Source organism: Escherichia sp. E1V33, assembly GCF_004211955.1.
Classification (GTDB): domain Bacteria; phylum Pseudomonadota; class Gammaproteobacteria; order Enterobacterales; family Enterobacteriaceae; genus Escherichia.
In genome coordinates this window covers 628,812-654,181 of the sequence record NZ_RHJI01000010.1, presented here as the reverse complement: position 1 = coordinate 654,181, position 25,370 = coordinate 628,812, and the positions used below count along the sequence as shown (strand labels likewise).

Genomic DNA, 25,370 nt, shown 5'->3' with positions numbered 1-25,370 from the left:
TGCCGGGAGAGCGACATGAGACAAATTTTTGTTGTGGGGGTTGGTATATTACTGCTGGGCGTTAGCGGGATATATAACATTATCCTTGCAAATTCAAAACCTGTTGATCTCATTTTACAGGTACATGTAGATCCTCCTCCGCCATGCAGCGTAACGGGGAGTGCAGTAGATTTTCAGACTGTGAATATCAACGATATCAATGGTAGTAATTATCGTAAAGATGCAGGATATACGTTGTCATGCCCTGACCGAAAAGCTGATGATTTACGTATGCAGTTGAGAGGAAACACCACCACAATTAATGGAGAAAAAGTCGTTGATGTAGGGGTTCCAGAATTTGGTATTCGAATCGAGAATGCAGATAACAACTCACTATTCTCCATTGGAGAAAACAACTGGACCCCTTTCAATATCACATCACAGCCGAAACTTAATGCAGTCCCGGTAAAACAAAGTGGTGCACAACTTTCAGGGGCCGATTTTAGTGGGAGTTTAACAATGGTGGTGGATTATCAATGAAAATACTCTTGTATTTATTGCTCTGTATGAGCAGCGGTATTGTGAATGCATCACCGGATATCACCTTCAAAGGAACTCTTGTATTGCCTCCGGCATGTACTATTAGTGATGGAAACACTATCGAGGTGGAGTTCAGGGATGTAATTATCGATAGCATTGATGGAAATAATGGGCGAGAGGTCGTGCCCTACGATATTAAATGTGATGCTGTTACACCCGGTAGTTCCTGGGATATGACATTGACATGGATAGGCACACAAACAAGTTATGATGATGCTGCAATCGAAACTGATGTAACAGGATTAGGGATTAAACTTCGGCAAAATGGTCAGCCATTTAGAGTAAATACACCGATACAAATTAACGCCGATACGAAACCACAATTAGAGGCTGTCCCCGTGAAGGCGGTAGATGCTGTATTAACAGACGGAACGTTTTCAGCTTCGGCCACATTACGGGTGGAATATCAATGAAGATGAAAACCTGGTTCGCACTCATAGTAATGCTGTTACTGGCAGGAAATAGCACAGCGCGTGCAGACAATAATTTGCACTTCTACGGAAATTTATTAAGTAAATCTTGTACCCTGGTAGTACAAGGACAAGTGCTGGCTGAAGTCCATTTCCCAAGTATCAGCAGCAGAGATTTAATGTCACGGGAACAATCTGATCGTGTGCCGGTCGTTTTTCAATTGAAAGATTGCAAAGGGCCTGTTGGTTACAAAGTTAGAGTTACGTTAACCGGTACCGAAGATAGCGATTTGCCAGGGTTTCTGGCTTTGGATGCATCATCGGGTGCGCAAGGTGTGAGCATTGGCATGGAAACAGTTGATGGGATACAGGTCCCCATCAACAATTCGGCAGGGGCAATATTTAACCTGAGTAATGGTGCTAATAATCTTAACTTTAAGGCTTGGTTGCAGGCGAAATCTGGGCGAGAAGTCTTTTCTGGTGAATTTACTGCCAGCCTGACGGCAATTTTTGAGTATATCTAAATGAAAATAAAAGTAATTTTATTTGGTATGTTATTGTTCGGGCTTAATTCTTCTGTACAAGCAGACGTTACATTTAATAATGTCCAGACTTATGGCGCATCTTATGGCAGTGGGCTAACAACATCTATCGTTTATAAAATAGATGTGTTAACCCCTGAAGGGGCATATTATGGGACATATTCACAAGGGGGGATTATGGTACAGGCAGGTGTTGTGCCTAACTTAACCTGGACTGGACCGGGTGTCCCCCCAGACATAACAATTCCGCCAGGGCGGGCACCGATAGTAGATGATTCTTATTGTCCCGGTATGACCTCTGGTTGGGTTTGTCATAGACTTCCTGTAAATGTACATGTTACGGGTACAACCCATGGTTGCCCCTGGGTGGTGACAACATCAATTTATAGCACAGCAAGGCCTCCGCAGGCGGGGCCATATTATTATCAGGGGCCGAATGCGCACCAATCAAATTGTCCAACAGAGCCAGTAGCAAGCTATGATATTTCCTGGGATGAAAACACCGTTGTTCATAATAAATCATTAAGCCTGCAATCTACGGGGGGGGTTATTGAGAAATCGTTGCCGACATTCTTAATGAAAGATGGGCGATTATGCGATGGCAGTGACTTCAGTGATGACCGTGGAGCCTATTGTCGCCTAGTATCACAATTAATGACGTTTAGTGTCCAGGGTTGTGATAACAATAAAGTGAACGTAACGGCAAACCGACATCCTGTAACTGATAAACAACTCCATGACATGCAGGTGCGTGTTGATACTAGTGAACGGCAAAGTTTTGATGCTACATGTCGCTTTCAATATATTCTTAATGAACTTTAATTAATATTATTAGCCTCGACAGTGTTCGTAGCCGGATAAGGCGTTTACGCCGCATCCGGCATTCGATACCAGCATTCAGGGCGAAATGGCAAAACGCATCCGCCCCCTAATATTCACGGCAACTCCGGCGGTAGCCACTCTTCCACTTCAATCAACACTAACAACGCTGCATCTCCGCCGTACTCTTTCGGCGCCTGGTGAAATGCCATTACATGCGGATGTTGTGCCAGCCACAGCGGCGTTTGCTGTTTCAAAATATGCTTCCCGTGCCCGTGCATTACGCAAGCGCAAAACACATGTTCACGGCGGCAGGCGGCAATTAACGCGCCCAGCTCCTGCTTGGCCTGCATTTGCGTCAAACCATGTAAATCGAGGAAAAGCTCCGGTGAATAATCGCCGCGGCGCAGCTTTTTCGCCTCAAAATGGTCTACACCAGGGCGTACATATTTCACCGGGCCATCAGCATTTAATAACGGTTGAAATTCGTCAGAGAAATAGTGACTGGCGTCAACCTGCTCCTGAATCAACCGTTTGACGGGCACTTCGCTGACTTTTTTACGCTGTGGCCGATGGACAATGGTGTCCTGCTTAATCTTGCGAGTCCCCGCCATCAATTGGCGAAACAGAGCCTGGTCCTCCTCGCTAAGTGTTGTTTTCTTTTTCATTTATGCGTCTCTATTCTTAATTTTCCTACAGTTTACCCGACTCGTAGCGCAATCGATCGTTTTAAACGTATTTTTCCTCACTCACCGCGCGTGAATGCTGATTTATCGTCATCTTCGTGGCAAACTAGCCGCCGAAATTATTGCGATCATGCCCTGGAGGAATACGTGGATAAAATTTTCGTTGATGAAGCAGTTAATGAGCTGCAAACCATTCAGGACATGTTGCGCTGGTCGGTTAGTCGCTTCAGCGCGGCAAATATCTGGTACGGTCACGGCACCGATAACCCGTGGGATGAAGCGGTACAATTGGTGTTGCCGTCGCTCTACCTGCCGCTGGATATTCCGGAAGATATGCGCACCGCGCGTCTGACCTCCAGCGAAAAACACCGTATTGTTGAGCGCGTGATCCGCCGCGTCAACGAACGCATTCCGGTGGCTTACCTGACCAATAAAGCCTGGTTCTGCGGTCATGAATTTTACGTCGATGAACGTGTGCTGGTGCCGCGCTCGCCGATTGGTGAACTGATCAACAATAAATTTGCCGGGCTAATCAGCAAGCAACCGCAGCATATTTTAGATATGTGTACCGGTAGCGGCTGCATTGCCATTGCCTGTGCTTATGCCTTCCCGGAAGCAGAAGTCGATGCGGTAGATATCTCTCCCGACGCGCTGGCGGTTGCCGAACAGAACATCGAAGAACACGGTCTGATCCACAATGTCATCCCGATTCGTTCCGATCTGTTCCGTGATTTGCCGAAAGTGCAGTACGACCTGATCGTCACTAACCCGCCGTATGTCGATGCGGAAGATATGTCCGACCTGCCAAACGAATACCGTCACGAACCGGAACTGGGCCTGGCATCTGGCACCGACGGCCTGAAACTGACGCGTCGCATTCTCGGTAACGCGGCAGATTACCTTGCTGATGATGGCGTGCTGATTTGTGAAGTCGGCAACAGCATGGTACATCTTATGGAACAATATCCCGATGTTCCGTTCACCTGGCTGGAGTTTGATAACGGCGGCGATGGTGTGTTTATGCTCACCAAAGAGCAGCTGCTGGCGGCCCGTGAACATTTCGCGATTTATAAAGATTAAGTAAACACGCAAACACAACAATAACGGAGCCGTGATGGCTGGAAACACAATTGGACAACTCTTTCGCGTAACCACCTTCGGCGAATCGCACGGGCTGGCGCTCGGCTGCATCGTCGATGGTGTTCCGCCAGGAATTCCGCTGACGGAAGCGGACCTGCAACATGACCTCGACCGTCGTCGCCCTGGGACATCGCGCTATACCACCCAGCGTCGTGAGCCGGATCAGGTCAAAATTCTCTCCGGTGTTTTTGAAGGTGTTACTACCGGCACCAGCATTGGTTTGTTGATCGAAAATACCGATCAGCGTTCTCAGGATTACAGCGCAATTAAAGACGTTTTCCGCCCAGGCCATGCTGATTACACCTACGAACAAAAATACGGTCTGCGTGATTATCGCGGCGGCGGACGCTCTTCCGCCCGTGAAACCGCCATGCGCGTTGCAGCAGGGGCGATTGCCAAAAAATATCTCGCTGAGAAATTTGGCATCGAAATTCGCGGCTGCCTGACCCAGATGGGCGACATTCCGCTGGAAATCAAAGACTGGTCGCAGGTCGAGCAAAATCCATTCTTCTGCCCGGACCCGGACAAAATCGACGCGTTAGATGAACTGATGCGCGCGCTGAAAAAAGAGGGCGACTCTATTGGCGCGAAAGTCACCGTTGTTGCCAGTGGCGTTCCTGCCGGGCTTGGTGAGCCGGTCTTTGACCGCCTGGATGCCGACATCGCCCATGCGCTAATGAGCATTAACGCGGTGAAAGGCGTGGAAATTGGTGATGGTTTTGACGTGGTGGCGCTGCGTGGCAGCCAGAACCGCGACGAAATCACCAAAGACGGTTTCCAGAGCAACCATGCGGGCGGCATTCTCGGCGGAATTAGCAGCGGGCAGCAAATCATTGCTCATATGGCGCTGAAACCGACCTCCAGTATCACCGTTCCGGGGCGTACCATTAACCGCTTTGGCGAAGAAGTTGAGATGATCACCAAAGGCCGTCACGATCCCTGTGTCGGGATCCGCGCGGTGCCGATAGCAGAAGCGATGCTGGCGATCGTATTAATGGATCACCTGTTACGGCAGCGGGCGCAAAATGCCGATGTGAAGACTGATATTCCACGCTGGTAAAAAATGAACAAAACCGCGATTGCGCTACTGGCCCTGCTTGCCAGTAGCGTCAGCCTGGCAGCGACGCCGTGGCAAAAAATAACCCAACCTGTGCCGGGAAGCGCACAATCGATAGGCAGTTTTTCCAATGGTTGTATCGTCGGCGCTGACACGCTGCCGATACAGTCCGAACATTATCAGGTCATGCGTACCGATCAGCGTCGCTATTTCGGTCACCCAGACCTGGTGATGTTTATTCAGCGTCTGAGTAGCCAGGTGAGCAATCTGGGCATGGGGACGGTGCTGATTGGCGATATGGGAATGCCTGCTGGTGGGCGCTTCAACGGCGGTCACGCCAGCCACCAGACCGGACTGGATGTTGATATTTTCCTGCAATTACCGAAAACACGCTGGACCTCTGCGCAACTCTTGCGCCCGCAAGCGTTAGATTTGGTTTCCCGGGACGGTAAACGCGTTGTCCCCACGCTGTGGAAGCCGGAAATTTTCAGCTTGATCAAACTCGCCGCACAAGACAAAGATGTGACGCGAATTTTTGTTAATCCGGCTATTAAACAACAACTTTGCCTCGATGCGGGCACCGATCGCGACTGGTTGCGCAAAGTGCGACCCTGGTTCCAGCATCGCGCACATATGCATGTACGATTACGTTGTCCTGCCGATAGTCTGGAGTGTGAAGATCAACCTTTACCGCCACCAGGCGATGGTTGCGGGGCAGAACTACAAAGCTGGTTTGAACCTCCAAAACCGGGAACAACAAAGCCTGAGAAGAAGACACCGCCTCCGTTGCCGCCTTCCTGCCAGGCGCTACTGGATGAGCACGTGATCTAATGGAAACGTTTAATAACCTGTTTATGGTTTCCCCGCTGTTGCTGGGAGTTCTCTTTTTTGTCGCCATGCTGGCGGGATTTATCGACTCGATTGCCGGTGGCGGTGGGTTACTCACCATTCCGGCGTTGATGGCGGCGGGGATGTCTCCCGCTAATGCGCTGGCAACCAATAAACTGCAAGCCTGCGGCGGCTCTATTTCCGCCACTATCTACTTTATTCGCCGCAAAGTGGTTAGTTTAAGCGATCAGAAACTCAATATCGCTATGACCTTTGTCGGCTCAATGAGTGGCGCATTGCTGGTGCAATACGTTCAGGCTGATGTCTTGAAGCAGATTTTGCCTATTCTGGTGATTTGTATCGGCCTCTATTTCTTGCTGATGCCAAAGCTGGGTGAAGAAGATCGCCAGCGCCGGATGTACGGTTTACCCTTCGCGTTAATTGCCGGTGGCTGCGTCGGTTTTTATGATGGATTCTTTGGCCCGGCTGCCGGGTCGTTTTACGCGCTGGCCTTCGTTACGCTGTGCGGATTTAATCTCGCCAAAGCCACGGCTCACGCCAAATTACTCAACGCAACGTCAAATATCGGCGGTTTGCTGCTGTTTATTCTCGGCGGCAAAGTGATTTGGGCGACAGGCTTTGTGATGCTGGTGGGGCAGTTCCTCGGCGCGCGCATGGGTTCAAGACTGGTGTTGAGCAAAGGACAAAAGCTGATCCGCCCGATGATCGTTATCGTCTCGGCGGTGATGAGTGCCAAATTACTTTATGATAGCCACGGACAGGAGATCCTCCACTGGTTGGGGATGAACTAATGAACAGTACACACCACTATGAGCAGTTGATTGAAATTTTTAATAGCTGCTTTGCCGATGAATTTAATACCCGTCTGATTAAAGGCGACGACGAACCGATCTATCTTCCCGCTGATGCGGAAGTACCGTATAACCGAATCGTCTTTGCTCATGGCTTTTATGCCAGCGCAATTCATGAGATTTCGCACTGGTGTATTGCCGGAAAAGCGCGCCGTGAGCTGGTTGATTTCGGCTACTGGTATTGCCCGGACGGTCGCGATGCCCAAACGCAAAGCCAGTTTGAAGATGTTGAAGTGAAGCCGCAGGCGCTCGACTGGTTGTTCTGCGTGGCGGCGGGATATCCGTTTAATGTCAGTTGCGACAATCTGGAAGGGGATTTCGAACCGGATCGCGTGGTGTTTCAACGGCGGGTACATGCGCAGGTGATGGATTATCTGGCAAACGGCATTCCGGAACGTCCGGCACACTTCATTAAAGCACTACAAAATTATTATCACACGCCGGAACTTACGGCGGAACAGTTCCCGTGGCCGGAAGGGCTCAACTGAAGCCAGCGCCACGTTTTACAATGAGGAAAGAAGATGATCGCGGAGTTTGAATCACGCATTCTGGCATTAATCGACGGTATGGTTGACCATGCCAGTGATGACGAGTTGTTTGCCAGTGGGTATTTGCGTGGCCACCTGACATTAGCCATCGCTGAACTGGAAAGTGGTGATGACCACTCTGCTCAGGCGGTACATACGACGGTTAGCCAGAGTCTGGAAAAAGCCATTGGCGCAGGGGAATTGTCGCCGCGTGACCAGGCGCTGGTAACCGATATGTGGGAAAACCTGTTTCAGCAGGCGTCACAGCAGTAAGTTGCGGCGTCTGGAGCACCATGCCTGATGCGACGCTTATCGCGTCTTATCAGGCCTACACGTCACACGTCGGATAAGGCGCTCACGCCGCATCCGACATTGGGAGCACCATGCCTGATGCGACGTTTATCGCGTCTTATCAGGCCTACAGGTCACACGAGGTCGGATAAGGTGTTCACGCCGCATCTGACCTTGGGAGCACCATGCCTGATGCGACGCTTATCGCGTCTTATCAGGCCTACACGTCACACGTAGGTCGGATAAGGCGTTTACGCCGCATCCGACAAACAATGCCAAAGCAGATTACCCCGCCTTAACCGCTTTACCTTTCAACAATTTCCGCACCCATAACCGATTCGGATTTAACGCCGCCAGCGTACTGGCATCCATCGGAATCGGTTCTTCACTCATCTGTGCCGCCAGAATCTCGGCGCACAGTGGGGCAGAGCACAAACCACGTGAACCCAAAGCAGCAAGCATAAAGAGATCGGCATAAATCGGCGCGCTGACTGCGTCTTCTTTCTGTTCTGCCAGCGAGGCATATTCCGCGAGTGTTGCGCCATAATCAGGCACGTTGCCCACCATTGGCAGATGATCGCGGGTGGCACAACGCACACCGCAACGCGCCTCTTTTTTACTGACATCAACCGTCTTCGCCCATTGCGCGTGTGGGAAACAATCAATCAACCGCTGGCGATTCTGCTGCTGATCGTCCTCACTGTACGCCGTCTCTTCGCTGCCGCGATGATAACTGGCACCAATACAATGGTGCTGATTCGCCGGATTCTGCGGCGTGAGATAACCGTCATAGCACAGCACCTGCTTCAGTTTTGCCAGTTCCGGTGTCGTCGGAATATGGCTGACCTGACCGGCAACCGAATATACTGGCAGAGATGATGTTTGGCTGAAACGGCTGATTTGATGCCCGTTCGCCAGTACCACCACGCTATGCGTCGCGTGCTGATCACCTGCAAAATTCAACAACCAACCGTCATCCTTACGGGATAAATCCTGTAACTGATGTTGATAACGAATCTGTAAACCTTGCTGTTGCGCCAGTTCCAGCACATTACGGGTCAGTTCTGCTGGGCACAACCAGCCACCTTGCGGATAAGTAATACCGCCGCAATTGGTTACTACACCAGTAACGCCTTCAACCTCTTTCGGCCCGACTGCAATCGCCAACTCTGCGGGTAAATCCATCGACAGCATCTGTGCGATTTTATGCTGGCTTTTCTCATCCCAGCCTAACTGCGTGACGCCGCACCAGTCATGATCAAATTTAACGGGTAATGAATCATAAAGTCGACGAGCAAAAGTAAACCCATTAGAGAAAAAGCGGTTTAGCGCCTCATCATGTTTGCTTAATAACGGATACAACGCCCCCTGACGATTGCCGGAAGCACCCAGTGCGGGGGCTTCATCCGCGCAATAAAGCGTTACCTGCCAGCCGCGACGCAATAGCGCCAGCGACAACAATGCGCTGGCAATACCGCCGCCGATAATCGCAACTTCCCGTTTGCTGCTGCCCGTACGGTTAAACCACGGCGTGGAGCAGGGGAGTGATAATGTCTGTTCCATCACCCCACAAAGCATTTCCCGTTTGCGCCCAAAGCCCTTACGTTTTTGCATGGTGAATCCGGCTTCCTGCAAACCGCGGCGGACAAAACCGGCAGAAGTAAATGTCGCCAGCGTGCCACCAGGGCGCGCTAGTCGCGCCATGGCGTTAAACAGATTTTGCGTCCACATGTCCGGGTTTTTCGCGGGCGCAAAGCCGTCCAGAAACCAGGCATCCACTTTTTGATTCAGCGAATCGTCCAGTTGACCGGTCAGTTCGTTAATATCGCCAAACCATAAATCCAGCGTTACGCGGCCTTCATCGAGCAATAAACGATGGCAACCGGGTAAGGGCAAAGGCCACTGCGCCTGAAGTTGTTCCGCCCACGGCGCAAGTTCCGGCCAGTGTTGGTGCGCTAATGCTAAATCATCACGAGTGAGGGGAAATTTCTCAAAACTAATGAAATGTAAGCGTTGTAATTGTGCCTGCGGATGCGCTTCGCGAAACTGATCAAATGCCTGCCATAGCGTCAGGAAGTTTAATCCGGTGCCGAAGCCGCTCTCTGCTACCACAAACAGAGGATGTGGATGACAGGGGAAGCGTGCCTCTAATTGGTTACCCCCAAGAAAAACATAACGCGTCTCTTCCAGTCCGTTATCGTTGGAAAAATAGACATCGTCAAAATCTCGGGAAACAGGTGTACCCTCAGCATTAAATTCAAGGTTGGCAGGTTGTATGGAGTAGTGTTTCACGTAAGTTACTCGTCTTACAGGCGGTGGCTCGATCTTAGCGATGTGTGCCAGGCTGCGCAAATTTCTCTATTAATTGGCTGATCGGACTTGTTCGGCGTACAAGTGTACGCTATTGTGCATTCGAAACTTACTCTATGTGCGACTTACAGAGGTATTGAATGAAACGTGCAGTGATTACTGGCCTGGGCATTGTTTCCAGCATCGGTAATAACCAGCAGGAAGTCCTGGCATCTCTGCGTGAAGGACGCTCAGGGATCACTTTCTCTCAGGAGCTGAAGGATTCCGGCATGCGTAGCCACGTTTGGGGCAACGTAAAACTGGATACCACTGGCCTCATTGACCGCAAAGTTGTGCGCTTTATGAGCGACGCATCCATCTATGCATTCCTTTCTATGGAGCAGGCAATTGCAGATGCTGGCCTCTCCCCGGAAGCTTACCAGAATAACCCGCGCGTTGGCCTGATTGCAGGTTCCGGCGGCGGCTCCCCGCGTTTCCAGGTGTTCGGCGCTGACGCAATGCGCGGCCCGCGCGGCCTGAAAGCGGTAGGCCCGTATGTGGTCACCAAAGCGATGGCATCTGGCGTTTCTGCCTGCCTCGCCACGCCGTTCAAAATTCACGGCGTTAACTACTCCATCAGCTCCGCGTGTGCGACTTCCGCACACTGTATCGGTAACGCAGTAGAGCAGATCCAACTGGGCAAACAAGACATCGTGTTTGCTGGCGGCGGCGAAGAGCTGTGCTGGGAAATGGCCTGCGAATTCGACGCAATGGGCGCGCTGTCTACCAAATACAACGACACCCCGGAAAAAGCCTCCCGTACTTATGACGCTAACCGTGACGGTTTCGTTATCGCTGGCGGCGGCGGTATGGTTGTGGTCGAAGAACTGGAACACGCGTTGGCACGTGGTGCTCATATCTACGCTGAAATCGTTGGCTACGGCGCAACGTCTGATGGCGCAGACATGGTTGCTCCGTCTGGCGAAGGCGCAGTGCGCTGCATGAAGATGGCGATGCACGGTGTTGATACTCCAATCGACTACCTGAACTCCCACGGTACTTCGACTCCGGTTGGTGACGTGAAAGAGCTGGCTGCTATCCGTGAAGTGTTCGGCGATAAGAGCCCGGCGATTTCTGCAACCAAAGCGATGACCGGTCACTCTCTGGGCGCTGCTGGCGTACAGGAAGCTATCTACTCTCTGCTGATGCTGGAACACGGCTTTATTGCCCCGAGCATTAACATTGAAGAGCTGGACGAGCAGGCTGCGGGTCTGAACATCGTGACCGAAACGACCGATCGCGAACTGACCACCGTTATGTCTAACAGCTTCGGTTTCGGCGGCACCAACGCCACGCTGGTAATGCGTAAGCTGAAAGATTAATTCGCAGTAGGTCGGAGTAGGTCGGAGTAGGTCGGATAAGACGCGTCAGCGTCGCATCCGACGTTACGCGCTTATCCGACACTAACGCAAAAGGGAACCTGATGGTTCCCTTTTTCACATCATTGACAATCGCCGCCTGTTCCAGGCAAACTTCCCGCTTTGTCGATATCCTGCTAAAAAGACGTACGCGTTAAATCCTGCCAACGCACCGTAACCTTGAAACCAGAGAGATAAGACGGGGGAGAATCCTCGCCTTGCGCTGCATTCTGGAGTAATGCATGACTGCTGTAAGCCAAACAAAAACACGATCTTCTGCCAATTTTTCGCTCTTCCGCATCGCTTTTGCGGTTTTTCTCACCTACATGACCGTAGGGTTGCCGTTGCCGGTTATCCCGTTGTTTGTTCATCATGAATTGGGCTATGGCAATACCATGGTCGGCATTGCCGTCGGCATTCAGTTTCTGGCTACGGTGCTGACGCGTGGTTACGCCGGGCGACTGGCCGATCAATATGGCGCAAAACGTTCGGCGCTTCAGGGGATGTTAGCTTGTGGTCTGGCGGGGGGCGCGTTGCTGCTGGCGGCGATTTTGCCCGTCTCCGCACCGTTCAAATTTGCCCTGTTGGTCGTCGGGCGTTTGATTCTTGGCTTTGGTGAAAGCCAGTTACTGACAGGCGCTCTGACCTGGGGATTAGGCATCGTAGGGCCAAAACACTCTGGCAAAGTAATGTCATGGAACGGAATGGCGATTTACGGTGCCCTCGCTGTTGGTGCACCGCTTGGCCTGTTGATTCATAGCCATTACGGTTTTGCCGCACTGGCGCTTACGACAATGGCATTGCCCCTGCTGGCGTGGGCTTGTAACGGCACTGTACGCAAAGTACCGGCAATGGCGGGAGAACGTCCATCGCTGTGGAGTGTTGTCGGGCTTATCTGGAAACCGGGGCTTGGTCTGGCGCTTCAGGGCGTTGGCTTTGCGGTTATCGGGACCTTTGTTTCGCTCTACTTTGCCAGCAAAGGATGGGCGATGGCAGGCTTTACACTCACCGCATTTGGCGGCGCATTTGTCGTGATGCGCGTGATGTTTGGCTGGATGCCAGACCGTTTTGGCGGCGTGAAAGTGGCGATTGTCTCTTTGCTTGTAGAAACGGTAGGTTTGTTGCTGCTCTGGCAAGCGCCTGGCGCGTGGGTGGCATTAGCTGGTGCGGCGTTAACCGGGGCGGGGTGTTCACTTATCTTCCCGGCGCTCGGTGTGGAAGTCGTTAAGCGCGTTCCGTCTCAGGTTCGCGGTACTGCGCTCGGCGGTTATGCGGCGTTTCAGGATATCGCCCTCGGTGTTTCAGGGCCACTGGCAGGCGTGCTGGCGACCACATTTGGCTATTCGTCGGTATTCCTTGCCGGGGCGATATCGGCGGTGCTGGGGATTATCGTGACGATACTGTCATTTCGTCGTGGTTAACTCAATAACCAGACCAACATCACGATGATGGCGGTCAACAATATCCACAGGCTGGGGCGCATGGCCATTTCTTGCATCGTGTTAATAAATGGCGTAAAGGGATTGAGCAACGGTTGAATATCTCGCGGTTCAGTCCCATTCACTCGCCGCTGATAAAGCTGGTTGAGGATATCCTCGGCCTGTGCGTATGTCAGGGCTGATTGCGTAGAAAGACCATATTTCTGCTCAACATAGGTCGATAATACTGTCAGCTCGCTGGCATCCAGTGGCTGTTTTAGCGCCATCTGAAGCGACTCCAGCGTCGGTGTATTTTGCTGACTTAACACCTGGCGTGCCTGCAACCAGGTAACCAGGTGGGTAAACATTTTTGCCGGGATCAACTCACCATTTTTTACCCCAGAAAGTTCCAGCATAGATTGCCAAATCTGTTTGCTGGGTTCTCCTGTTGCCGCCGCGAGTTTAGTGACCAGTTGCTTAAGCGTATTGTGTTCTGCCGGTAACAAAGGGCGATCGGTCGCCTGGCGCTGTTGCGGCTGTGGGATAACCATCTTCCCTTCCTGTAACAGCGTCAGGACGGTTTTTAATTGCTCTGGTGAGAGTTGATTCAGCGGCATCTGACCAAAGTTATGACGGATGTAATCTGTGACCGCCTGACGATTATTCCCCAGCCGTAAATACTCGCTCAATTGAGCCAAAAGCTGGCGGACAGAATGGCTTTCTTGCGCGGCCAGTAAACGTTGTGCAAGGTTTTGTTCTGCGGCGGGAAAGTTGCGTGAAAGTAACGGTGAATCACCCGGCAGACCGATGTCGTGCTTAATACCGGCCCACAATTCCGCACTCTGCTGTTGCGTCAGCGAAGTCACTTTGGTTATCAAACTTTCCAGCACTGTACGTTGCAAGCTGGATAAAGGCTGATTGCCTGCGCCAGACGACAGTTTATCCCCCTGGCCCGGTGGTTGCCCAGGAGGGGCGGAAATAGGTTGTATCATTACGTATCCTTATACCTGAAATCATCGCAAGTATGCCTGGCCGCGAGATTATGGCACACTTGTCCGGTTAACTCTCGTTCTCATACAGGTACCACAAACGTGAAAATCCTTGTTGATGAAAATATGCCTTATGCCCGCGAATTATTTAGTCGTCTGGGTGAGGTGAAAGCGGTTCCGGGGCGTCCAATTTCAGTTGCTGAACTGGATGATGCAGATGCTTTGATGGTGCGTTCGGTCACAAAAGTGAATGAATCTTTGCTGGCAGGAAAACCAGTAAAATTTGTTGGCACCGCGACTGCGGGGACGGACCATGTCGATGAAGCGTGGTTAAAGCAGGCGGGAATTGGTTTTTCCGCTGCACCTGGCTGCAATGCGATCGCGGTAGTGGAATATGTTTTCTCGTCACTGCTGATGCTTGCCGAACGCGATGGATTTTCACTGGACGAGCGAACCGTGGGGATCGTGGGCGTCGGCAACGTTGGGCGACGTTTACAGGCACGGCTGGAAGCGTGGGGGATCAAAACCTTACTTTGCGATCCGCCACGCGCCGATCGTGGGGATGAAGGGGATTTCCGTCCTCTTGATGAACTGGTCGCGCAGGCAGACATTCTGACTTTCCATACGCCACTCTTTAAAGATGGTCCGTACAAAACGCGGCATCTGGCGGATGAAAAACTGATTCGCAGCCTGAAGCCGGGGGCGATTCTGATTAACGCCTGCCGTGGCGCCGTTGTCGATAACACTGCGCTGTTGACCTGTCTGAATGAAGGCCAGAAGTTAAGCGTGGTGCTGGATGTCTGGGAAGGCGAGCCAGAACTCAACGTTGAGCTGCTGCAAAAAGTGGATATCGGCACGCCACATATCGCGGGCTATACCCTCGAAGGTAAAGCGCGTGGCACGACGCAAGTGTTTGAAGCCTACAGCAAGTTTATTGGTCATGAACAGCACGTGGCGTTGGATACTTTACTGCCCACGCCTGAGTTTGGCCGCATCACGCTGCATGGCCCGCTCGATCAGCCGACGCTAAAAAGGCTGGTGCATTTGGTGTATGATGTGCGCCGCGATGACGCACCGCTGCGTAAAGTCGCCGGAATACCGGGTGAGTTCGATAAACTGCGCAAAAATTACCTTGAGCGCCGCGAATGGTCGTCTCTGTATGTGATTTGTGATGATGCCAGTGCGGCATCATTACTGTGTAAACTGGGTTTTAACGCCGTTCATCATCCGGCTCGTTAATCTCTTCTTCATGCTCTCTGCTGTAACATAGGCAGGGAGCTTTGCATTTTCTGGAGTAAACCACCATGTCTGAAGGCTGGAACATTGCCGTCCTGGGCGCAACTGGCGCTGTGGGCGAAGCCCTGCTTGAAACGCTGGCTGAACGTCAGTTCCCGGTTGGGGAAATTTATGCACTGGCACGTAACGAAAGCGCAGGCGAACATCTGCGCTTTGGTGGTAAGACAATCACCGTGCAGGATGTCGCCGAATTTGACTGGACGCAGGCACAACTGGCGTTTTTTGTCGCAGGCAAAGAAGCGACCGCAACCTGGGTTGAAGAAGCAACCAACTCCGGCTGCCTGGTTATCGACAGCAGCGGATTGTTCGCTCTCGAACCAGACGTACCGTTGGTGGTGCCGGAAGTAAACCCGTTTGTACTTGCTGATTACCGTAACCGTAATGTTATCGCCGTACCGGACAGCCTGACCAGCCAACTGCTGGCTTCTTTGAAACCGTTAATCGATCAGGGCGGATTATCGCGTATTAGCGTTACCAGCCTGATTTCAGCCTCCGCTCAGGGCAAAAAAGCGGTCGATGCGTTAGCGGGGCAGAGCGCGAAATTGCTCAACGGCATTCCGATTGATGAAGAGGATTTTTTCGGGCGTCAGCTCGCGTTCAACATGCTGCCGTTACTGCCGGACAGAGAGGGTTCTGTACGTGAAGAACGCCGTATCGTCGATGAAGTGCGCAAAATCATGCAGGACGAAGGGCTGATGATTTCGGCAAGCGTCGTCCAGGCACCGGTATTTTACGGCCACGCCCAGATGGTCAACTTTGAAGCTCTGCGTCCGCTGGCGGCAGAAGAAGCGCGTGATGCCTTTACCCAGGGCGAAGATATTGTGCTCTCTGAAGAGAACGAGTTTCCGACTCAGGTGGGTGACGCTTCCGGTACGCCGCATCTTTCTGTGGGCTGCGTGCGCAATGATTACGGTATTCCGGAGCAAATCCAGTTCTGGTCGGTGGCCGATAACGTCCGTTTTGGCGGCGCACTGATGGCAGTGAAAATCGCCGAAAAACTGGTGCAGGAGTATCTGTACTAATGTCCGACCAGCAACAACCGCCAGTTTATAAAATTGCGCTGGGCATTGAGTACGACGGCAGTAAGTATTACGGCTGGCAACGGCAGAACGAAGTACGCAGTGTGCAGGAGAAGCTGGAAAAGGCGCTCTCCCAGGTGGCGAACGAACCCATCACCGTCTTCTGCGCAGGGCGTACTGACGCAGGTGTACACGGCACCGGGCAGGTAGTACATTTCGAAACCACCGCGCAGCGCAAAGACGCCGCGTGGACATTAGGCGTAAATGCGAATTTACCTGGTGACATCGCCGTGCGTTGGGTTAAAGCTGTACCTGATGATTTTCATGCCCGATTTAGCGCCACGGCTCGCCGTTATCGCTACATCATCTACAATCATCGGCTGCGCCCGGCGGTGCTGAGTAAAGGTGTGACCCACTTTTACGAACCGCTGGATGCCGAACGGATGCATCGGGCTGCGCAATGCTTGTTGGGCGAGAATGATTTCACCTCATTTCGCGCGGTGCAGTGCCAGTCCCGAACGCCGTGGCGCAACGTTATGCATATTAACGTCACGCGACATGGCCCCTATGTGGTGGTAGATATCAAAGCGAATGCCTTTGTACATCATATGGTGAGGAATATCGTCGGTAGTCTGATGGAAGTAGGCGCCCACAACCAGCCAGAGAGTTGGATAGCAGAGCTGTTAGCGGCAAAGGACAGAACGCTGGCGGCAGCAACGGCGAAAGCGGAAGGGCTGTATCTGGTTGCGGTAGATTACCCTGACCGATTTGATCTTCCAAAACCGCCAATGGGCCCGCTATTTCTGGCGGACTAATGAGAATAATGCTCTAAAAATTTCAGGCTGTAGCCAACGCAGTTGCAGCCTGAGAAATGAAGAGTACAAGGCATAGGCAATTATGGACCTGATTTATTTCCTCATCGATTTTATTTTGCACATTGATGTGCATCTGGCTGAGCTGGTCGCGGAGTACGGCGTCTGGGTTTATGCCATTCTGTTTTTGATTCTGTTCTGTGAAACCGGGCTTGTGGTAACACCGTTTTTACCAGGTGATTCCCTGCTGTTCGTCGCTGGTGCGTTGGCATCTCTGGAGACTAACGATCTCAACGTCCATATGATGGTGGTACTGATGTTGATTGCTGCAATTGTGGGTGATGCGGTCAACTACACCATTGGGCGACTGTTCGGTGAGAAGTTATTCAGTAACCCCAATTCGAAAATTTTCCGTCGCAGTTACCTCGATAAAACGCACCAGTTTTATGAGAAACATGGCGGCAAAACCATTATTCTCGCTCGTTTTGTGCCTATCGTCAGAACGTTCGCTCCGTTCGTTGCGGGTATGGGCCACATGTCGTACCGTCATTTCGCCGCTTATAACGTGATCGGCGCACTGTTATGGGTACTGCTTTTTACCTATGCAGGTTATTTCTTCGGTACAATCCCGATGGTTCAGGATAACCTTAAGCTGCTGATCGTCGGTATTATTGTGGTTTCCATTTTGCCGGGCGTCATCGAAATTATCCGTCACAAACGCGCTGCGGCACGCGCCGCAAAATAAAAAGTAACTCCGCGGTTCGACCACTTTTTTATCCAAAGTTTCGGGCTGTTATGTTTTAATGTGCAACATTCATGGTCTGTTGGGGGCAAAAATGGCATTATGCGTCCCCAAAGATAAAACTGGCATCGAACCAGGTTCAGACAGAAAGGTCCCTAATGAGCTGGATTGAACGAATTAAAAGCAACATTACTCCCACCCGCAAGGCAAGCATTCCTGAAGGTGTGTGGACTAAGTGTGATAGCTGCGGTCAGGTTTTATACCGCGCTGAACTGGAACGTAATCTTGAGGTCTGTCCGAAGTGTGACCATCACATGCGTATGTCGGCGCGTAACCGCCTGCATAGCTTGTTAGATGAAGGCAGCCTTGTGGAGCTGGGTAGCGAGCTTGAGCCGAAAGATGTGCTGAAGTTTCGTGACTCCAAGAAGTATAAAGACCGTCTGGCCTCTGCGCAGAAAGAAACCGGCGAAAAAGACGCGCTGGTGGTGATGAAAGGTACTCTGTACGGTATGCCGGTTGTCGCTGCGGCATTTGAATTCGCTTTTATGGGCGGTTCAATGGGCTCAGTGGTTGGCGCTCGTTTCGTGCGTGCTGTTGAGCAGGCGCTGGAAGATAACTGCCCGCTGATCTGCTTCTCCGCCTCTGGTGGCGCACGTATGCAGGAAGCGCTGATGTCGCTGATGCAGATGGCGAAAACATCAGCGGCACTGGCGAAAATGCAGGAGCGCGGGTTACCGTACATTTCCGTGCTGACCGACCCGACGATGGGTGGTGTTTCTGCAAGCTTCGCGATGCTGGGCGATCTCAACATTGCTGAACCGAAAGCGTTAATCGGCTTTGCCGGTCCGCGCGTTATCGAACAGACCGTTCGCGAAAAACTGCCGCCAGGATTCCAGCGCAGTGAATTCCTGATCGAGAAAGGCGCCATCGATATGATCGTCCGTCGCCCGGAAATGCGCCTGAAACTGGCTAGCATTCTGGCGAAGCTGATGAATCTGCCAGCGCCTAATCCTGATGCGCCGCGTGAAGGCGAAGTGGTGCCACCGGTGCCGGATCAGGAACCAGAGGCCTGATAACTGATAAGGGCAGGGCCACTGGCTCTGCCCTTTTGCTATTTATTCTCCCCGTAACGAATCAGCGGATACCATGATTATCAAACGCACTCCTCAAGCCGCGTCGCCTCTGGCTTCGTGGCTTTCTTATCTGGAAAACCTGCACAGTAAAACTATCGATCTCGGCCTTGAGCGCGTCAGCCAGGTTGCCGCGCGTCTTGGCGTCCTTAAACCTGCACCGTTTGTATTTACCGTTGCGGGAACTAATGGCAAAGGCACGACCTGCCGTACACTGGAGTCGATTCTGATGGCGGCAGGGTACAGGGTGGGGGTCTACAGTTCGCCGCATCTGGTGCGTTATACCGAGCGCGTTCGTATACAGGGCAAAGAACTGGCGGAGTCGGCCCATACGGCTTCTTTTGCCGAGATTGAGGCCGAGCGCGGCGATATTTCTCTGACTTATTTTGAATACGGTACGCTGTCGGCATTGTGGTTGTTCAAAGAAGCGCAACTCGATGTGGTGATTCTGGAAGTAGGTCTGGGCGGTCGTCTGGATGCGACTAACATTGTCGATGCTGATGTTGCCGTGGTAACCAGTATCGCGCTGGATCATACCGACTGGCTGGGGCCAGATCGTGAAAGCATTGGTCGTGAGAAAGCGGGGATCTTCCGCAGCGAAAAACCGGCAATCGTCGGTGAACCGGAAATGCCTTACACCATTGCCGATGTAGCACAGGAGAAAGGCGCACTGTTGCAACGTTGTGGCGTTGAGTGGAATTATTCCGTCACCGACCATGACTGGTCATTTACTGATGCTCACGGCACGTTGGCGGGGTTACCGTTGCCACTTGTCCCGCAACCGAATGCCGCAACAGCGCTGGCGGCACTGCGTGCCAGCGGCCTGGAAGTCAGTGAAAAGGCAATTCGCGACGGTATTGCCAGCGCAATTTTGCCTGGACGCTTCCAGATTGTGAGCGAGTCCCCACGCGTTATTTTTGATGTTGCCCATAATCCTCATGCGGCGGAATATCTTACCGGACGCATGAAAGCGTTACCGAAAAACGGGCGCGTGCTGGCAGTTATCGGTATGCTACATGATAAAGATATTGCCGGAACACTGGCCTGGTTGAAAAGCGTGGTTGATGACTGGTATTGTGCGCCACTAGAAGGGCCGCGCGGTGCCACGGCAGCACAACTGCTTGAGCATCTGGGGAACGGCAAACCATTCGATAGCGTTGCGCAGGCATGGGATGCCGCAATGGCGGACGCTAAACCGGAAGATACCGTGCTGGTGTGTGGTTCGTTCCATACGGTCGCACATGTCATGGAAGTGATTGACGCGAGGAGAAGCGGTGGCGAGTAAGTTTCAGAATCGGTTAGTTGGCACTATTGTGCTGGTAGCTCTGGGAGTTATTGTGCTTCCAGGATTGCTTGATGGGCAGAAAAAACATTATCAGGATGAGTTCGCAGCGATCCCGCTGGTGCCGAAAGCGGGCGATCGTGACGAGCCTGATATGATGCCAGCCGCCACTCAGGCGTTGCCGACACAGCCGCCAGAAGGCGCGGCAGAAGAGGTGCGGGCAGGTGATGCCGCAGCGCCTTCGCTCGACCCGACAACCATTGCGGCCAATAACACCGTATTTGAACCGGAGCCTGCACCGGTCGCTCCACCGAAACCGAAACCGGTGGAACCGCCTAAGCCTAAGGTTGAAGTGCCGCCTCCGCCGAAGCCAGAACCGAAGCCGGTTGTTGAAGAAAAAGCAGCGCCGACGGGTAAAGCCTATGTTGTGCAACTGGGCGCGCTGAAAAATGCCGATAAAGTGAATGAGATTGTCGGTAAGCTGCGCGGTGCCGGTTATCGGGTTTATACGTCGCCGTCGACGCCAGTACAGGGTAAAATCACCCGTATTCTGGTGGGGCCAGATGCTTCGAAAGATAAGCTGAAAGGTTCGCTTGGCGAACTGAAGCAGATCTCTGGTTTGAGCGGCGTGGTGATGGGCTACACGCCGAATTAATACGGTTTTGCCTGATACGACGCTGGCGCGTCTTATCAGGCCTGTGCTGGAGCAGACCCGTAGGTCGGATAAGGCGTTCACGCCGCATCCGACAGCCGTTGCCTGATGCGACGCTTGCGCGTCTTATCGGGCCTACGCAGGAGCAGAACCGTAGGTTGGATAAGGCATTCACGCCGCATCCGACAGCCGTTGCCTGATGCGACGCTGGCGCGTCTTATCAGGCCTACGCAGGAGCAGAACCGTAGGTCGGATAAGGCATTCACGCCGCATCCGACAGCCGTTGCCTGATGCGACGCTGACGCGTCTTATCAGGCCTACGCAGGGGTAGAACCGTAGGTCGGATAAGGCGTTCACGCGGCATCCGACAGCCGTTGCCTGATGCGACGCTGGCGCGTCTTATCGGGCCTACGCAGGAGCAGAACCGTAGGTTGGATAAGGCATTCACGCCGCATCCGACAGCCGTTGCCTGATGCGACGCTGGCGCGTCTTATCAGGCCTACGCAGGGGTAGAACCGTAGGTTGGATAAGGCGTTCACGCCGCATCCGACAGCCGTTGCCTGATGCGACGCTGGCGCGTCTTATCAGGCCTACGCAGGAGTAGAACCGTAGGTCGGATAAGGCATTCACGCGGCATCCGACAATGATTGCCCGATGCCGCGAAGGCATAAAAAGTCGATGGCGTTGAATCTTTTTTCAGCGCCATTTTTATTGATGCGGGGGAAGGAAATCCCTACGCAAACGTTTTCTTTTTCTGTTAGAATGCGCCCCGAACAGGATGACAGGGCGTAAAATCGTGGGACACATATGGTCTGGATTGATTACGCCATAATCGCGGTGATTGCTTTTTCCTCTCTGGTTAGCCTGATCCGCGGCTTTGTTCGTGAAGCGTTATCGCTGGTGACATGGGGTTGTGCTTTCTTTGTTGCCAGTCATTACTACACTTACCTGTCAGTCTGGTTTACGGGCTTTGAAGACGAACTGGTTCGAAATGGGATTGCCATCGCGGTACTGTTTATCGCTACCCTGATCGTTGGTGCTATCGTCAACTTCGTGATAGGCCAACTGGTGGAAAAAACGGGATTGTCGGGCACCGATCGGGTGCTGGGCGTCTGTTTCGGTGCATTGCGCGGTGTGTTGATTGTCGCCGCTATTCTTTTCTTTCTCGACTCCTTTACAGGTGTGTCGAAAAGCGAAGACTGGAGCAAGTCACAATTGATCCCGCAGTTCAGTTTCATCATCAGATGGTTTTTTGATTATCTGCAAAGCTCGTCAAGTTTCTTGCCCAGAGCGTAAGTGCTCTGAGATGTGGCTTAACGAGGAAAAAGACGTATGTGCGGTATTGTCGGTATCGCCGGTGTTATGCCGGTTAACCAGTCGATTTATGATGCCTTAACGGTGCTTCAGCATCGCGGTCAGGATGCCGCCGGCATCATCACCATAGATGCCAATAACTGCTTCCGTTTGCGTAAAGCGAACGGGCTGGTGAGCGATGTATTTGACGCTCGCCATATGCAGCGTTTGCAGGGCAATATGGGCATTGGTCATGTGCGTTACCCTACGGCTGGCAGCTCAAGTGCCTCTGAAGCGCAGCCGTTTTACGTTAACTCTCCGTATGGCATTACGCTTGCCCACAACGGCAATCTGACCAACGCTCATGAGTTGCGTAAAAAACTGTTTGAAGAAAAACGCCGCCACATCAATACCACTTCCGACTCGGAAATTCTGCTTAATATCTTCGCCAGCGAGCTGGACAATTTCCGCCACTACCCGCTGGAAGCCGACAACATTTTCGCCGCCATTGCTGCCACTAACCGCTTAATCCGCGGCGCGTATGCTTGTGTGGCGATGATCATCGGCCACGGTATGGTCGCCTTCCGCGATCCTAACGGGATTCGTCCGCTGGTGTTGGGGAAACGTGATATCGACGAGAATCGCACAGAATATATGGTCGCTTCCGAAAGCGTTGCGCTCGATACGCTGGGCTTTGAGTTCCTGCGTGACGTTGCCCCAGGCGAAGCGATTTACATCACTGAAGAAGGGCAGTTGTTTACCCGTCAGTGTGCTGACAATCCGGTCAGCAATCCGTGCCTTTTTGAGTATGTTTACTTTGCCCGTCCTGACTCGTTCATCGACAAAATTTCCGTTTACAGCGCGCGTGTGAATATGGGCACGAAACTGGGCGAGAAAATTGCCCGTGAATGGGAAGATCTTGATATCGACGTGGTGATCCCGATTCCGGAAACTTCCTGCGATATCGCGTTGGAAATTGCCCGAATTCTGGGCAAACCGTACCGCCAGGGCTTCGTTAAAAACCGCTATGTTGGTCGTACCTTCATCATGCCGGGTCAGCAACTGCGTCGTAAATCTGTGCGCCGTAAATTGAACGCCAACCGCGCTGAGTTCCGCGATAAAAACGTCCTGCTGGTTGATGACTCCATCGTGCGCGGCACCACCTCTGAACAAATTATCGAGATGGCACGCGAAGCCGGAGCGAAGAAAGTGTACCTCGCCTCTGCGGCACCAGAGATTCGCTTCCCGAACGTTTATGGTATTGATATGCCGAGTGCCACGGAACTGATCGCTCACGGTCGTGAAGTTGATGAAATTCGCCAGATCATCGGTGCCGACGGTTTGATTTTCCAGGACCTCAACGATCTGATCGAAGCCGTTCGCGCTGAAAATCCGGATATCCAGCAGTTTGAATGCTCGGTGTTCAACGGCGTCTATGTCACTAAAGATGTTGATCAGGGCTATCTCGATTTTCTCGATACTTTACGTAATGACGACGCCAAAGCATTGCAACGTCAGAACGAAGTGGAAAACCTGGAAATGCATAACGAAGGATGATGCCTTCACTCAGGGTGCCAGTCTGGCACCCTGACTTGCAACTCCCGCCGAAATCCTGCAAAGTCTGCCTGCAAGTCTGACAGGGCAACTCTCTATGAAACGACTCATTGTAGGCATCAGTGGTGCCAGCGGCGCGATTTATGGCGTGCGCTTATTACAGGTTCTGCGCGATGTTACAGACATCGAAACGCATCTGGTTATGAGCCAGGCGGCGCGCCAGACCTTATCCCTCGAAACGGATTTTTCCCTGCGCGAAGTGCAGGCGTTAGCCGATGTAACTCATGATGCGCGCGATATTGCTGCCAGCATCTCTTCTGGTTCTTTCCAGACGCTGGGCATGGTGATTTTACCCTGTTCAATCAAGACCCTTTCCGGCATTGTCCATAGCTATACCGATGGCCTGTTGACCCGCGCGGCAGATGTGGTGCTGAAAGAGCGTCGTCCGTTGGTGCTCTGCGTGCGTGAAACACCGTTGCACTTAGGCCATCTGCGTTTAATGACTCAGGCGGCAGAAATCGGTGCGGTGATTATGCCTCCCGTTCCGGCGTTTTATCATCGCCCGCAATCCCTTGATGATGTGATAAATCAGACGGTTAACCGTGTTCTTGACCAGTTTGCGATAAACCTTCCCGAAGATCTCTTTGCCCGCTGGCAGGGCGCATAACTTCGCTGTTGCCCTGTTTCAGGGCAATTTTGCAACCGCGATCAAATCCTCGACATTTTGTTCCTTCCATTGAATCGAAACGCTGCGATTCAACCGCCATACCTGCTATCTTCAATCTCAGGACAATAATGCAACGTCTTATTAACATATTTTACATTGAATGTTGCTGCTGTCGGCAAGATGGCATAAGACCTGCATGAACAAGCCTGCAAACACACAACACAATACACAACATAAAAAAGCCATTTCACTTGAGGGTTATGTATGAAGAAGTCGATTCTCGCTCTGTCTTTGTTAGTCGGTATTTCCGCAGCGGCTTCCAGCTATGCGGCACTGCCGGAGACGGTACGTATCGGAACGGATACCACCTATGCACCGTTCTCGTCGAAAGATGCCAAAGGTGACTTTGTCGGCTTTGATATCGATCTCGGTAACGAGATGTGCAAACGGATGCAGGTGAAATGTACCTGGGTTGCCAGTGACTTTGACGCGCTTATCCCCTCACTGAAAGCGAAAAAAATCGACGCTATTATTTCGTCGCTCTCCATTACCGATAAACGTCAGCAGGAGATTGCTTTCTCCGACAAGCTGTACGCCGCGGACTCCCGTCTGATTGCCGCCAAAGGTTCGCCGATTCAGCCAACGCTGGATTCACTGAAAGGTAAGCATGTTGGTGTGCTGCAAGGCTCCACCCAGGAAGCTTATGCTAACGAGACCTGGCGTAGCAAAGGCGTGGATGTGGTGGCCTATGCCAACCAGGATTTAGTCTATTCCGATCTTGCTGCGGGGCGTCTGGATGCTGCGTTACAAGATGAAGTCGCTGCCAGTGAAGGATTCCTTAAACAACCTGCCGGTAAAGATTTCGCCTTTGCTGGCCCTTCAGTGAAAGACAAAAAATACTTTGGTGACGGCACCGGTGTTGGGCTGCGTAAAGATGATGCCGAATTGACAGCCGCCTTTGACAAAGCGCTTGGCGAACTGCGTCAGGATGGTACTTACGACAAGATGGCGAAAAAGTACTTCGATTTTAATGTATACGGTGACTGATACGTCGCAGG

The 25,370-nt window shown here is 52.2% G+C and carries 26 protein-coding genes; 23 read left to right on the top strand and 3 right to left on the bottom strand.

Annotated features, from left to right (window positions below):
• Window positions 1-15 precede the first annotated feature (15 nt).
• From D9742_RS11215 to D9742_RS11200, 4 genes are read left to right on the top strand one after another with little or no spacing between them, the layout of a single operon-like run.
• Complete coding sequence (locus D9742_RS11215) at window positions 16-519, top strand: fimbrial protein (protein ID WP_130236955.1); 504 nt, start codon at window positions 16-18, stop codon at window positions 517-519.
• Window positions 516-992 carry a fimbrial protein gene (locus D9742_RS11210; RefSeq protein ID WP_000698462.1) on the top strand — a complete coding sequence of 159 codons (477 nt, stop codon included), beginning with the start codon at window positions 516-518 and terminating at the stop codon, window positions 990-992. The genes D9742_RS11215 and D9742_RS11210 overlap by 4 nt, the downstream gene beginning before the upstream one ends.
• A gap of 2 nt (window positions 993-994) precedes the next feature.
• Window positions 995-1,513 carry a fimbrial protein gene (locus D9742_RS11205; protein ID WP_240780470.1) on the top strand — a complete coding sequence of 173 codons (519 nt, stop codon included), beginning with the start codon at window positions 995-997 and terminating at the stop codon, window positions 1,511-1,513.
• On the top strand, window positions 1,514-2,353 hold the full coding sequence (locus D9742_RS11200; RefSeq protein WP_001383353.1) for a StfH/YfcO family fimbrial adhesin: 840 nt from the start codon (window positions 1,514-1,516) through the stop codon (window positions 2,351-2,353).
• A gap of 113 nt (window positions 2,354-2,466) precedes the next feature.
• On the opposite strand, the gene smrB is transcribed toward D9742_RS11200, so the two are convergent.
• Entirely contained in the window at window positions 2,467-3,018 is a 552-nt protein-coding gene (gene smrB, locus D9742_RS11195) for an endonuclease SmrB (protein WP_023308129.1), read from the bottom strand.
• Between the two features lie 165 nt (window positions 3,019-3,183).
• On the opposite strand from smrB, the gene prmB reads away from it, so the two are divergent.
• Genes prmB through D9742_RS11165 form a run of 6 tightly spaced genes read left to right on the top strand, consistent with a single transcriptional unit; the run spans window position 3,184 to window position 7,733 of the window.
• Window positions 3,184-4,116 (top strand): 50S ribosomal protein L3 N(5)-glutamine methyltransferase, encoded by a 933-nt coding sequence (gene prmB / locus D9742_RS11190; protein WP_001306448.1) that lies wholly within the window; start codon window positions 3,184-3,186, stop codon window positions 4,114-4,116.
• A gap of 34 nt (window positions 4,117-4,150) precedes the next feature.
• Complete coding sequence (aroC, locus tag D9742_RS11185; protein WP_001297933.1) at window positions 4,151-5,236, top strand: chorismate synthase; 1,086 nt, start codon at window positions 4,151-4,153, stop codon at window positions 5,234-5,236.
• Between the two features lie 3 nt (window positions 5,237-5,239).
• Window positions 5,240-6,064 carry a penicillin-insensitive murein endopeptidase gene (mepA, locus tag D9742_RS11180; protein ID WP_001625576.1) on the top strand — a complete coding sequence of 275 codons (825 nt, stop codon included), beginning with the start codon at window positions 5,240-5,242 and terminating at the stop codon, window positions 6,062-6,064.
• Complete coding sequence (locus tag D9742_RS11175) at window positions 6,064-6,873, top strand: sulfite exporter TauE/SafE family protein (RefSeq protein WP_130236953.1); 810 nt, start codon at window positions 6,064-6,066, stop codon at window positions 6,871-6,873. The genes mepA and D9742_RS11175 overlap by 1 nt, the downstream gene beginning before the upstream one ends.
• The gene (epmC, locus tag D9742_RS11170; RefSeq protein WP_130236952.1) at window positions 6,873-7,421 is read left to right on the top strand and encodes an elongation factor P hydroxylase; all 549 of its coding nucleotides are present in this window, start codon (window positions 6,873-6,875) and stop codon (window positions 7,419-7,421) included. The genes D9742_RS11175 and epmC overlap by 1 nt, the downstream gene beginning before the upstream one ends.
• 33 nt (window positions 7,422-7,454) lie before the next feature.
• Window positions 7,455-7,733 carry a YfcL family protein gene (locus D9742_RS11165; RefSeq protein ID WP_000559764.1) on the top strand — a complete coding sequence of 93 codons (279 nt, stop codon included), beginning with the start codon at window positions 7,455-7,457 and terminating at the stop codon, window positions 7,731-7,733.
• Between the two features lie 303 nt (window positions 7,734-8,036).
• On the opposite strand, the gene mnmC is transcribed toward D9742_RS11165, so the two are convergent.
• On the bottom strand, window positions 8,037-10,043 hold the full coding sequence (gene mnmC / locus D9742_RS11160) for a bifunctional tRNA (5-methylaminomethyl-2-thiouridine)(34)-methyltransferase MnmD/FAD-dependent 5-carboxymethylaminomethyl-2-thiouridine(34) oxidoreductase MnmC (RefSeq protein ID WP_130236951.1): 2,007 nt from the start codon (window positions 10,041-10,043) through the stop codon (window positions 8,037-8,039).
• A 158-nt stretch (window positions 10,044-10,201) separates the two neighbouring features.
• Between mnmC and fabB the strand changes: the two genes are divergently transcribed.
• Window positions 10,202-11,422 (top strand): beta-ketoacyl-ACP synthase I, encoded by a 1,221-nt coding sequence (gene fabB, locus D9742_RS11155; protein WP_130236950.1) that lies wholly within the window; start codon window positions 10,202-10,204, stop codon window positions 11,420-11,422.
• A 278-nt stretch (window positions 11,423-11,700) separates the two neighbouring features.
• Window positions 11,701-12,879, top strand: a complete 1,179-nt coding sequence (locus D9742_RS11150; protein ID WP_130236949.1) for an MFS transporter — start codon at window positions 11,701-11,703, stop codon at window positions 12,877-12,879.
• Here the strand turns inward: D9742_RS11150 and flk are convergent.
• Window positions 12,876-13,868: a flagella biosynthesis regulator Flk gene (gene flk / locus D9742_RS11145; protein WP_130236948.1), complete on the bottom strand. Its 993-nt coding sequence runs from the start codon at window positions 13,866-13,868 to the stop codon at window positions 12,876-12,878. The two genes, D9742_RS11150 and flk, sit on opposite strands and share 4 nt — an antisense overlap.
• A 99-nt stretch (window positions 13,869-13,967) precedes the next feature.
• On the opposite strand from flk, the gene pdxB reads away from it, so the two are divergent.
• The 11 genes from pdxB to argT all read left to right on the top strand — a co-directional run bounded on the left by pdxB (window position 13,968) and on the right by argT (window position 25,359).
• Window positions 13,968-15,104 carry a 4-phosphoerythronate dehydrogenase PdxB gene (gene pdxB / locus D9742_RS11140; protein ID WP_130236947.1) on the top strand — a complete coding sequence of 379 codons (1,137 nt, stop codon included), beginning with the start codon at window positions 13,968-13,970 and terminating at the stop codon, window positions 15,102-15,104.
• Between the two features lie 65 nt (window positions 15,105-15,169).
• Complete coding sequence (locus D9742_RS11135; RefSeq protein WP_130236946.1) at window positions 15,170-16,183, top strand: aspartate-semialdehyde dehydrogenase; 1,014 nt, start codon at window positions 15,170-15,172, stop codon at window positions 16,181-16,183.
• Window positions 16,183-16,995, top strand: a complete 813-nt coding sequence (gene truA, locus D9742_RS11130; RefSeq protein ID WP_001283589.1) for a tRNA pseudouridine(38-40) synthase TruA — start codon at window positions 16,183-16,185, stop codon at window positions 16,993-16,995. The genes D9742_RS11135 and truA overlap by 1 nt, the downstream gene beginning before the upstream one ends.
• Window positions 16,996-17,077: 82 nt before the next feature.
• A complete protein-coding gene (locus D9742_RS11125; protein ID WP_000364335.1) occupies window positions 17,078-17,737 on the top strand; it encodes a DedA family protein in 660 nt (219 codons plus the stop codon).
• 155 nt (window positions 17,738-17,892) lie between these two features.
• The gene (accD, locus tag D9742_RS11120) at window positions 17,893-18,807 is read left to right on the top strand and encodes an acetyl-CoA carboxylase, carboxyltransferase subunit beta (RefSeq protein WP_064526523.1); all 915 of its coding nucleotides are present in this window, start codon (window positions 17,893-17,895) and stop codon (window positions 18,805-18,807) included.
• Window positions 18,808-18,880: 73 nt separating this feature from the next.
• Entirely contained in the window at window positions 18,881-20,149 is a 1,269-nt protein-coding gene (folC, locus tag D9742_RS11115) for a bifunctional tetrahydrofolate synthase/dihydrofolate synthase (protein ID WP_130236945.1), read from the top strand.
• Window positions 20,139-20,801: a cell division protein DedD gene (dedD, locus tag D9742_RS11110; protein ID WP_130236944.1), complete on the top strand. Its 663-nt coding sequence runs from the start codon at window positions 20,139-20,141 to the stop codon at window positions 20,799-20,801. Before folC ends, dedD begins: the two co-directional genes overlap by 11 nt.
• Before the next feature lie 804 nt (window positions 20,802-21,605).
• Complete coding sequence (gene cvpA / locus D9742_RS11105; protein ID WP_000262113.1) at window positions 21,606-22,094, top strand: colicin V production protein; 489 nt, start codon at window positions 21,606-21,608, stop codon at window positions 22,092-22,094.
• 36 nt (window positions 22,095-22,130) lie between these two features.
• On the top strand, window positions 22,131-23,648 hold the full coding sequence (purF, locus tag D9742_RS11100) for an amidophosphoribosyltransferase (RefSeq protein WP_130236943.1): 1,518 nt from the start codon (window positions 22,131-22,133) through the stop codon (window positions 23,646-23,648).
• 94 nt (window positions 23,649-23,742) lie between these two features.
• Complete coding sequence (ubiX, locus tag D9742_RS11095) at window positions 23,743-24,312, top strand: flavin prenyltransferase UbiX (protein ID WP_130236942.1); 570 nt, start codon at window positions 23,743-23,745, stop codon at window positions 24,310-24,312.
• Between the two features lie 264 nt (window positions 24,313-24,576).
• Window positions 24,577-25,359 (top strand): lysine/arginine/ornithine ABC transporter substrate-binding protein ArgT, encoded by a 783-nt coding sequence (argT, locus tag D9742_RS11090; protein WP_130236941.1) that lies wholly within the window; start codon window positions 24,577-24,579, stop codon window positions 25,357-25,359.
• The last annotated feature ends 11 nt before the right edge of the window (window positions 25,360-25,370 follow it).

Excerpts from the sequence above, each read along its gene's own strand:
- D9742_RS11215 (WP_130236955.1), top strand. The coding sequence starts at position 16 with ATGAGACAAATTTTTGTTGTGGGGGTTGGTATATTACTGCTGGGCGTT.
- D9742_RS11210 (WP_000698462.1), top strand. The coding sequence starts at position 516 with ATGAAAATACTCTTGTATTTATTGCTCTGTATGAGCAGCGGTATTGTG.
- D9742_RS11205 (WP_240780470.1), top strand. The coding sequence starts at position 995 with ATGAAAACCTGGTTCGCACTCATAGTAATGCTGTTACTGGCAGGAAAT.
- D9742_RS11200 (WP_001383353.1), top strand. The coding sequence starts at position 1,514 with ATGAAAATAAAAGTAATTTTATTTGGTATGTTATTGTTCGGGCTTAAT.
- smrB (WP_023308129.1), bottom strand. The coding sequence starts at position 3,018 with ATGAAAAAGAAAACAACACTTAGCGAGGAGGACCAGGCTCTGTTTCGC.
- aroC (WP_001297933.1), top strand. The coding sequence starts at position 4,151 with ATGGCTGGAAACACAATTGGACAACTCTTTCGCGTAACCACCTTCGGC.
- mepA (WP_001625576.1), top strand. The coding sequence starts at position 5,240 with ATGAACAAAACCGCGATTGCGCTACTGGCCCTGCTTGCCAGTAGCGTC.
- D9742_RS11175 (WP_130236953.1), top strand. The coding sequence starts at position 6,064 with ATGGAAACGTTTAATAACCTGTTTATGGTTTCCCCGCTGTTGCTGGGA.
- epmC (WP_130236952.1), top strand. The coding sequence starts at position 6,873 with ATGAACAGTACACACCACTATGAGCAGTTGATTGAAATTTTTAATAGC.
- D9742_RS11165 (WP_000559764.1), top strand. The coding sequence starts at position 7,455 with ATGATCGCGGAGTTTGAATCACGCATTCTGGCATTAATCGACGGTATG.
- fabB (WP_130236950.1), top strand. The coding sequence starts at position 10,202 with ATGAAACGTGCAGTGATTACTGGCCTGGGCATTGTTTCCAGCATCGGT.
- D9742_RS11150 (WP_130236949.1), top strand. The coding sequence starts at position 11,701 with ATGACTGCTGTAAGCCAAACAAAAACACGATCTTCTGCCAATTTTTCG.
- flk (WP_130236948.1), bottom strand. The coding sequence starts at position 13,868 with ATGATACAACCTATTTCCGCCCCTCCTGGGCAACCACCGGGCCAGGGG.
- D9742_RS11135 (WP_130236946.1), top strand. The coding sequence starts at position 15,170 with ATGTCTGAAGGCTGGAACATTGCCGTCCTGGGCGCAACTGGCGCTGTG.
- truA (WP_001283589.1), top strand. The coding sequence starts at position 16,183 with ATGTCCGACCAGCAACAACCGCCAGTTTATAAAATTGCGCTGGGCATT.
- D9742_RS11125 (WP_000364335.1), top strand. The coding sequence starts at position 17,078 with ATGGACCTGATTTATTTCCTCATCGATTTTATTTTGCACATTGATGTG.
- accD (WP_064526523.1), top strand. The coding sequence starts at position 17,893 with ATGAGCTGGATTGAACGAATTAAAAGCAACATTACTCCCACCCGCAAG.
- folC (WP_130236945.1), top strand. The coding sequence starts at position 18,881 with ATGATTATCAAACGCACTCCTCAAGCCGCGTCGCCTCTGGCTTCGTGG.
- cvpA (WP_000262113.1), top strand. The coding sequence starts at position 21,606 with ATGGTCTGGATTGATTACGCCATAATCGCGGTGATTGCTTTTTCCTCT.
- purF (WP_130236943.1), top strand. The coding sequence starts at position 22,131 with ATGTGCGGTATTGTCGGTATCGCCGGTGTTATGCCGGTTAACCAGTCG.
- ubiX (WP_130236942.1), top strand. The coding sequence starts at position 23,743 with ATGAAACGACTCATTGTAGGCATCAGTGGTGCCAGCGGCGCGATTTAT.
- argT (WP_130236941.1), top strand. The coding sequence starts at position 24,577 with ATGAAGAAGTCGATTCTCGCTCTGTCTTTGTTAGTCGGTATTTCCGCA.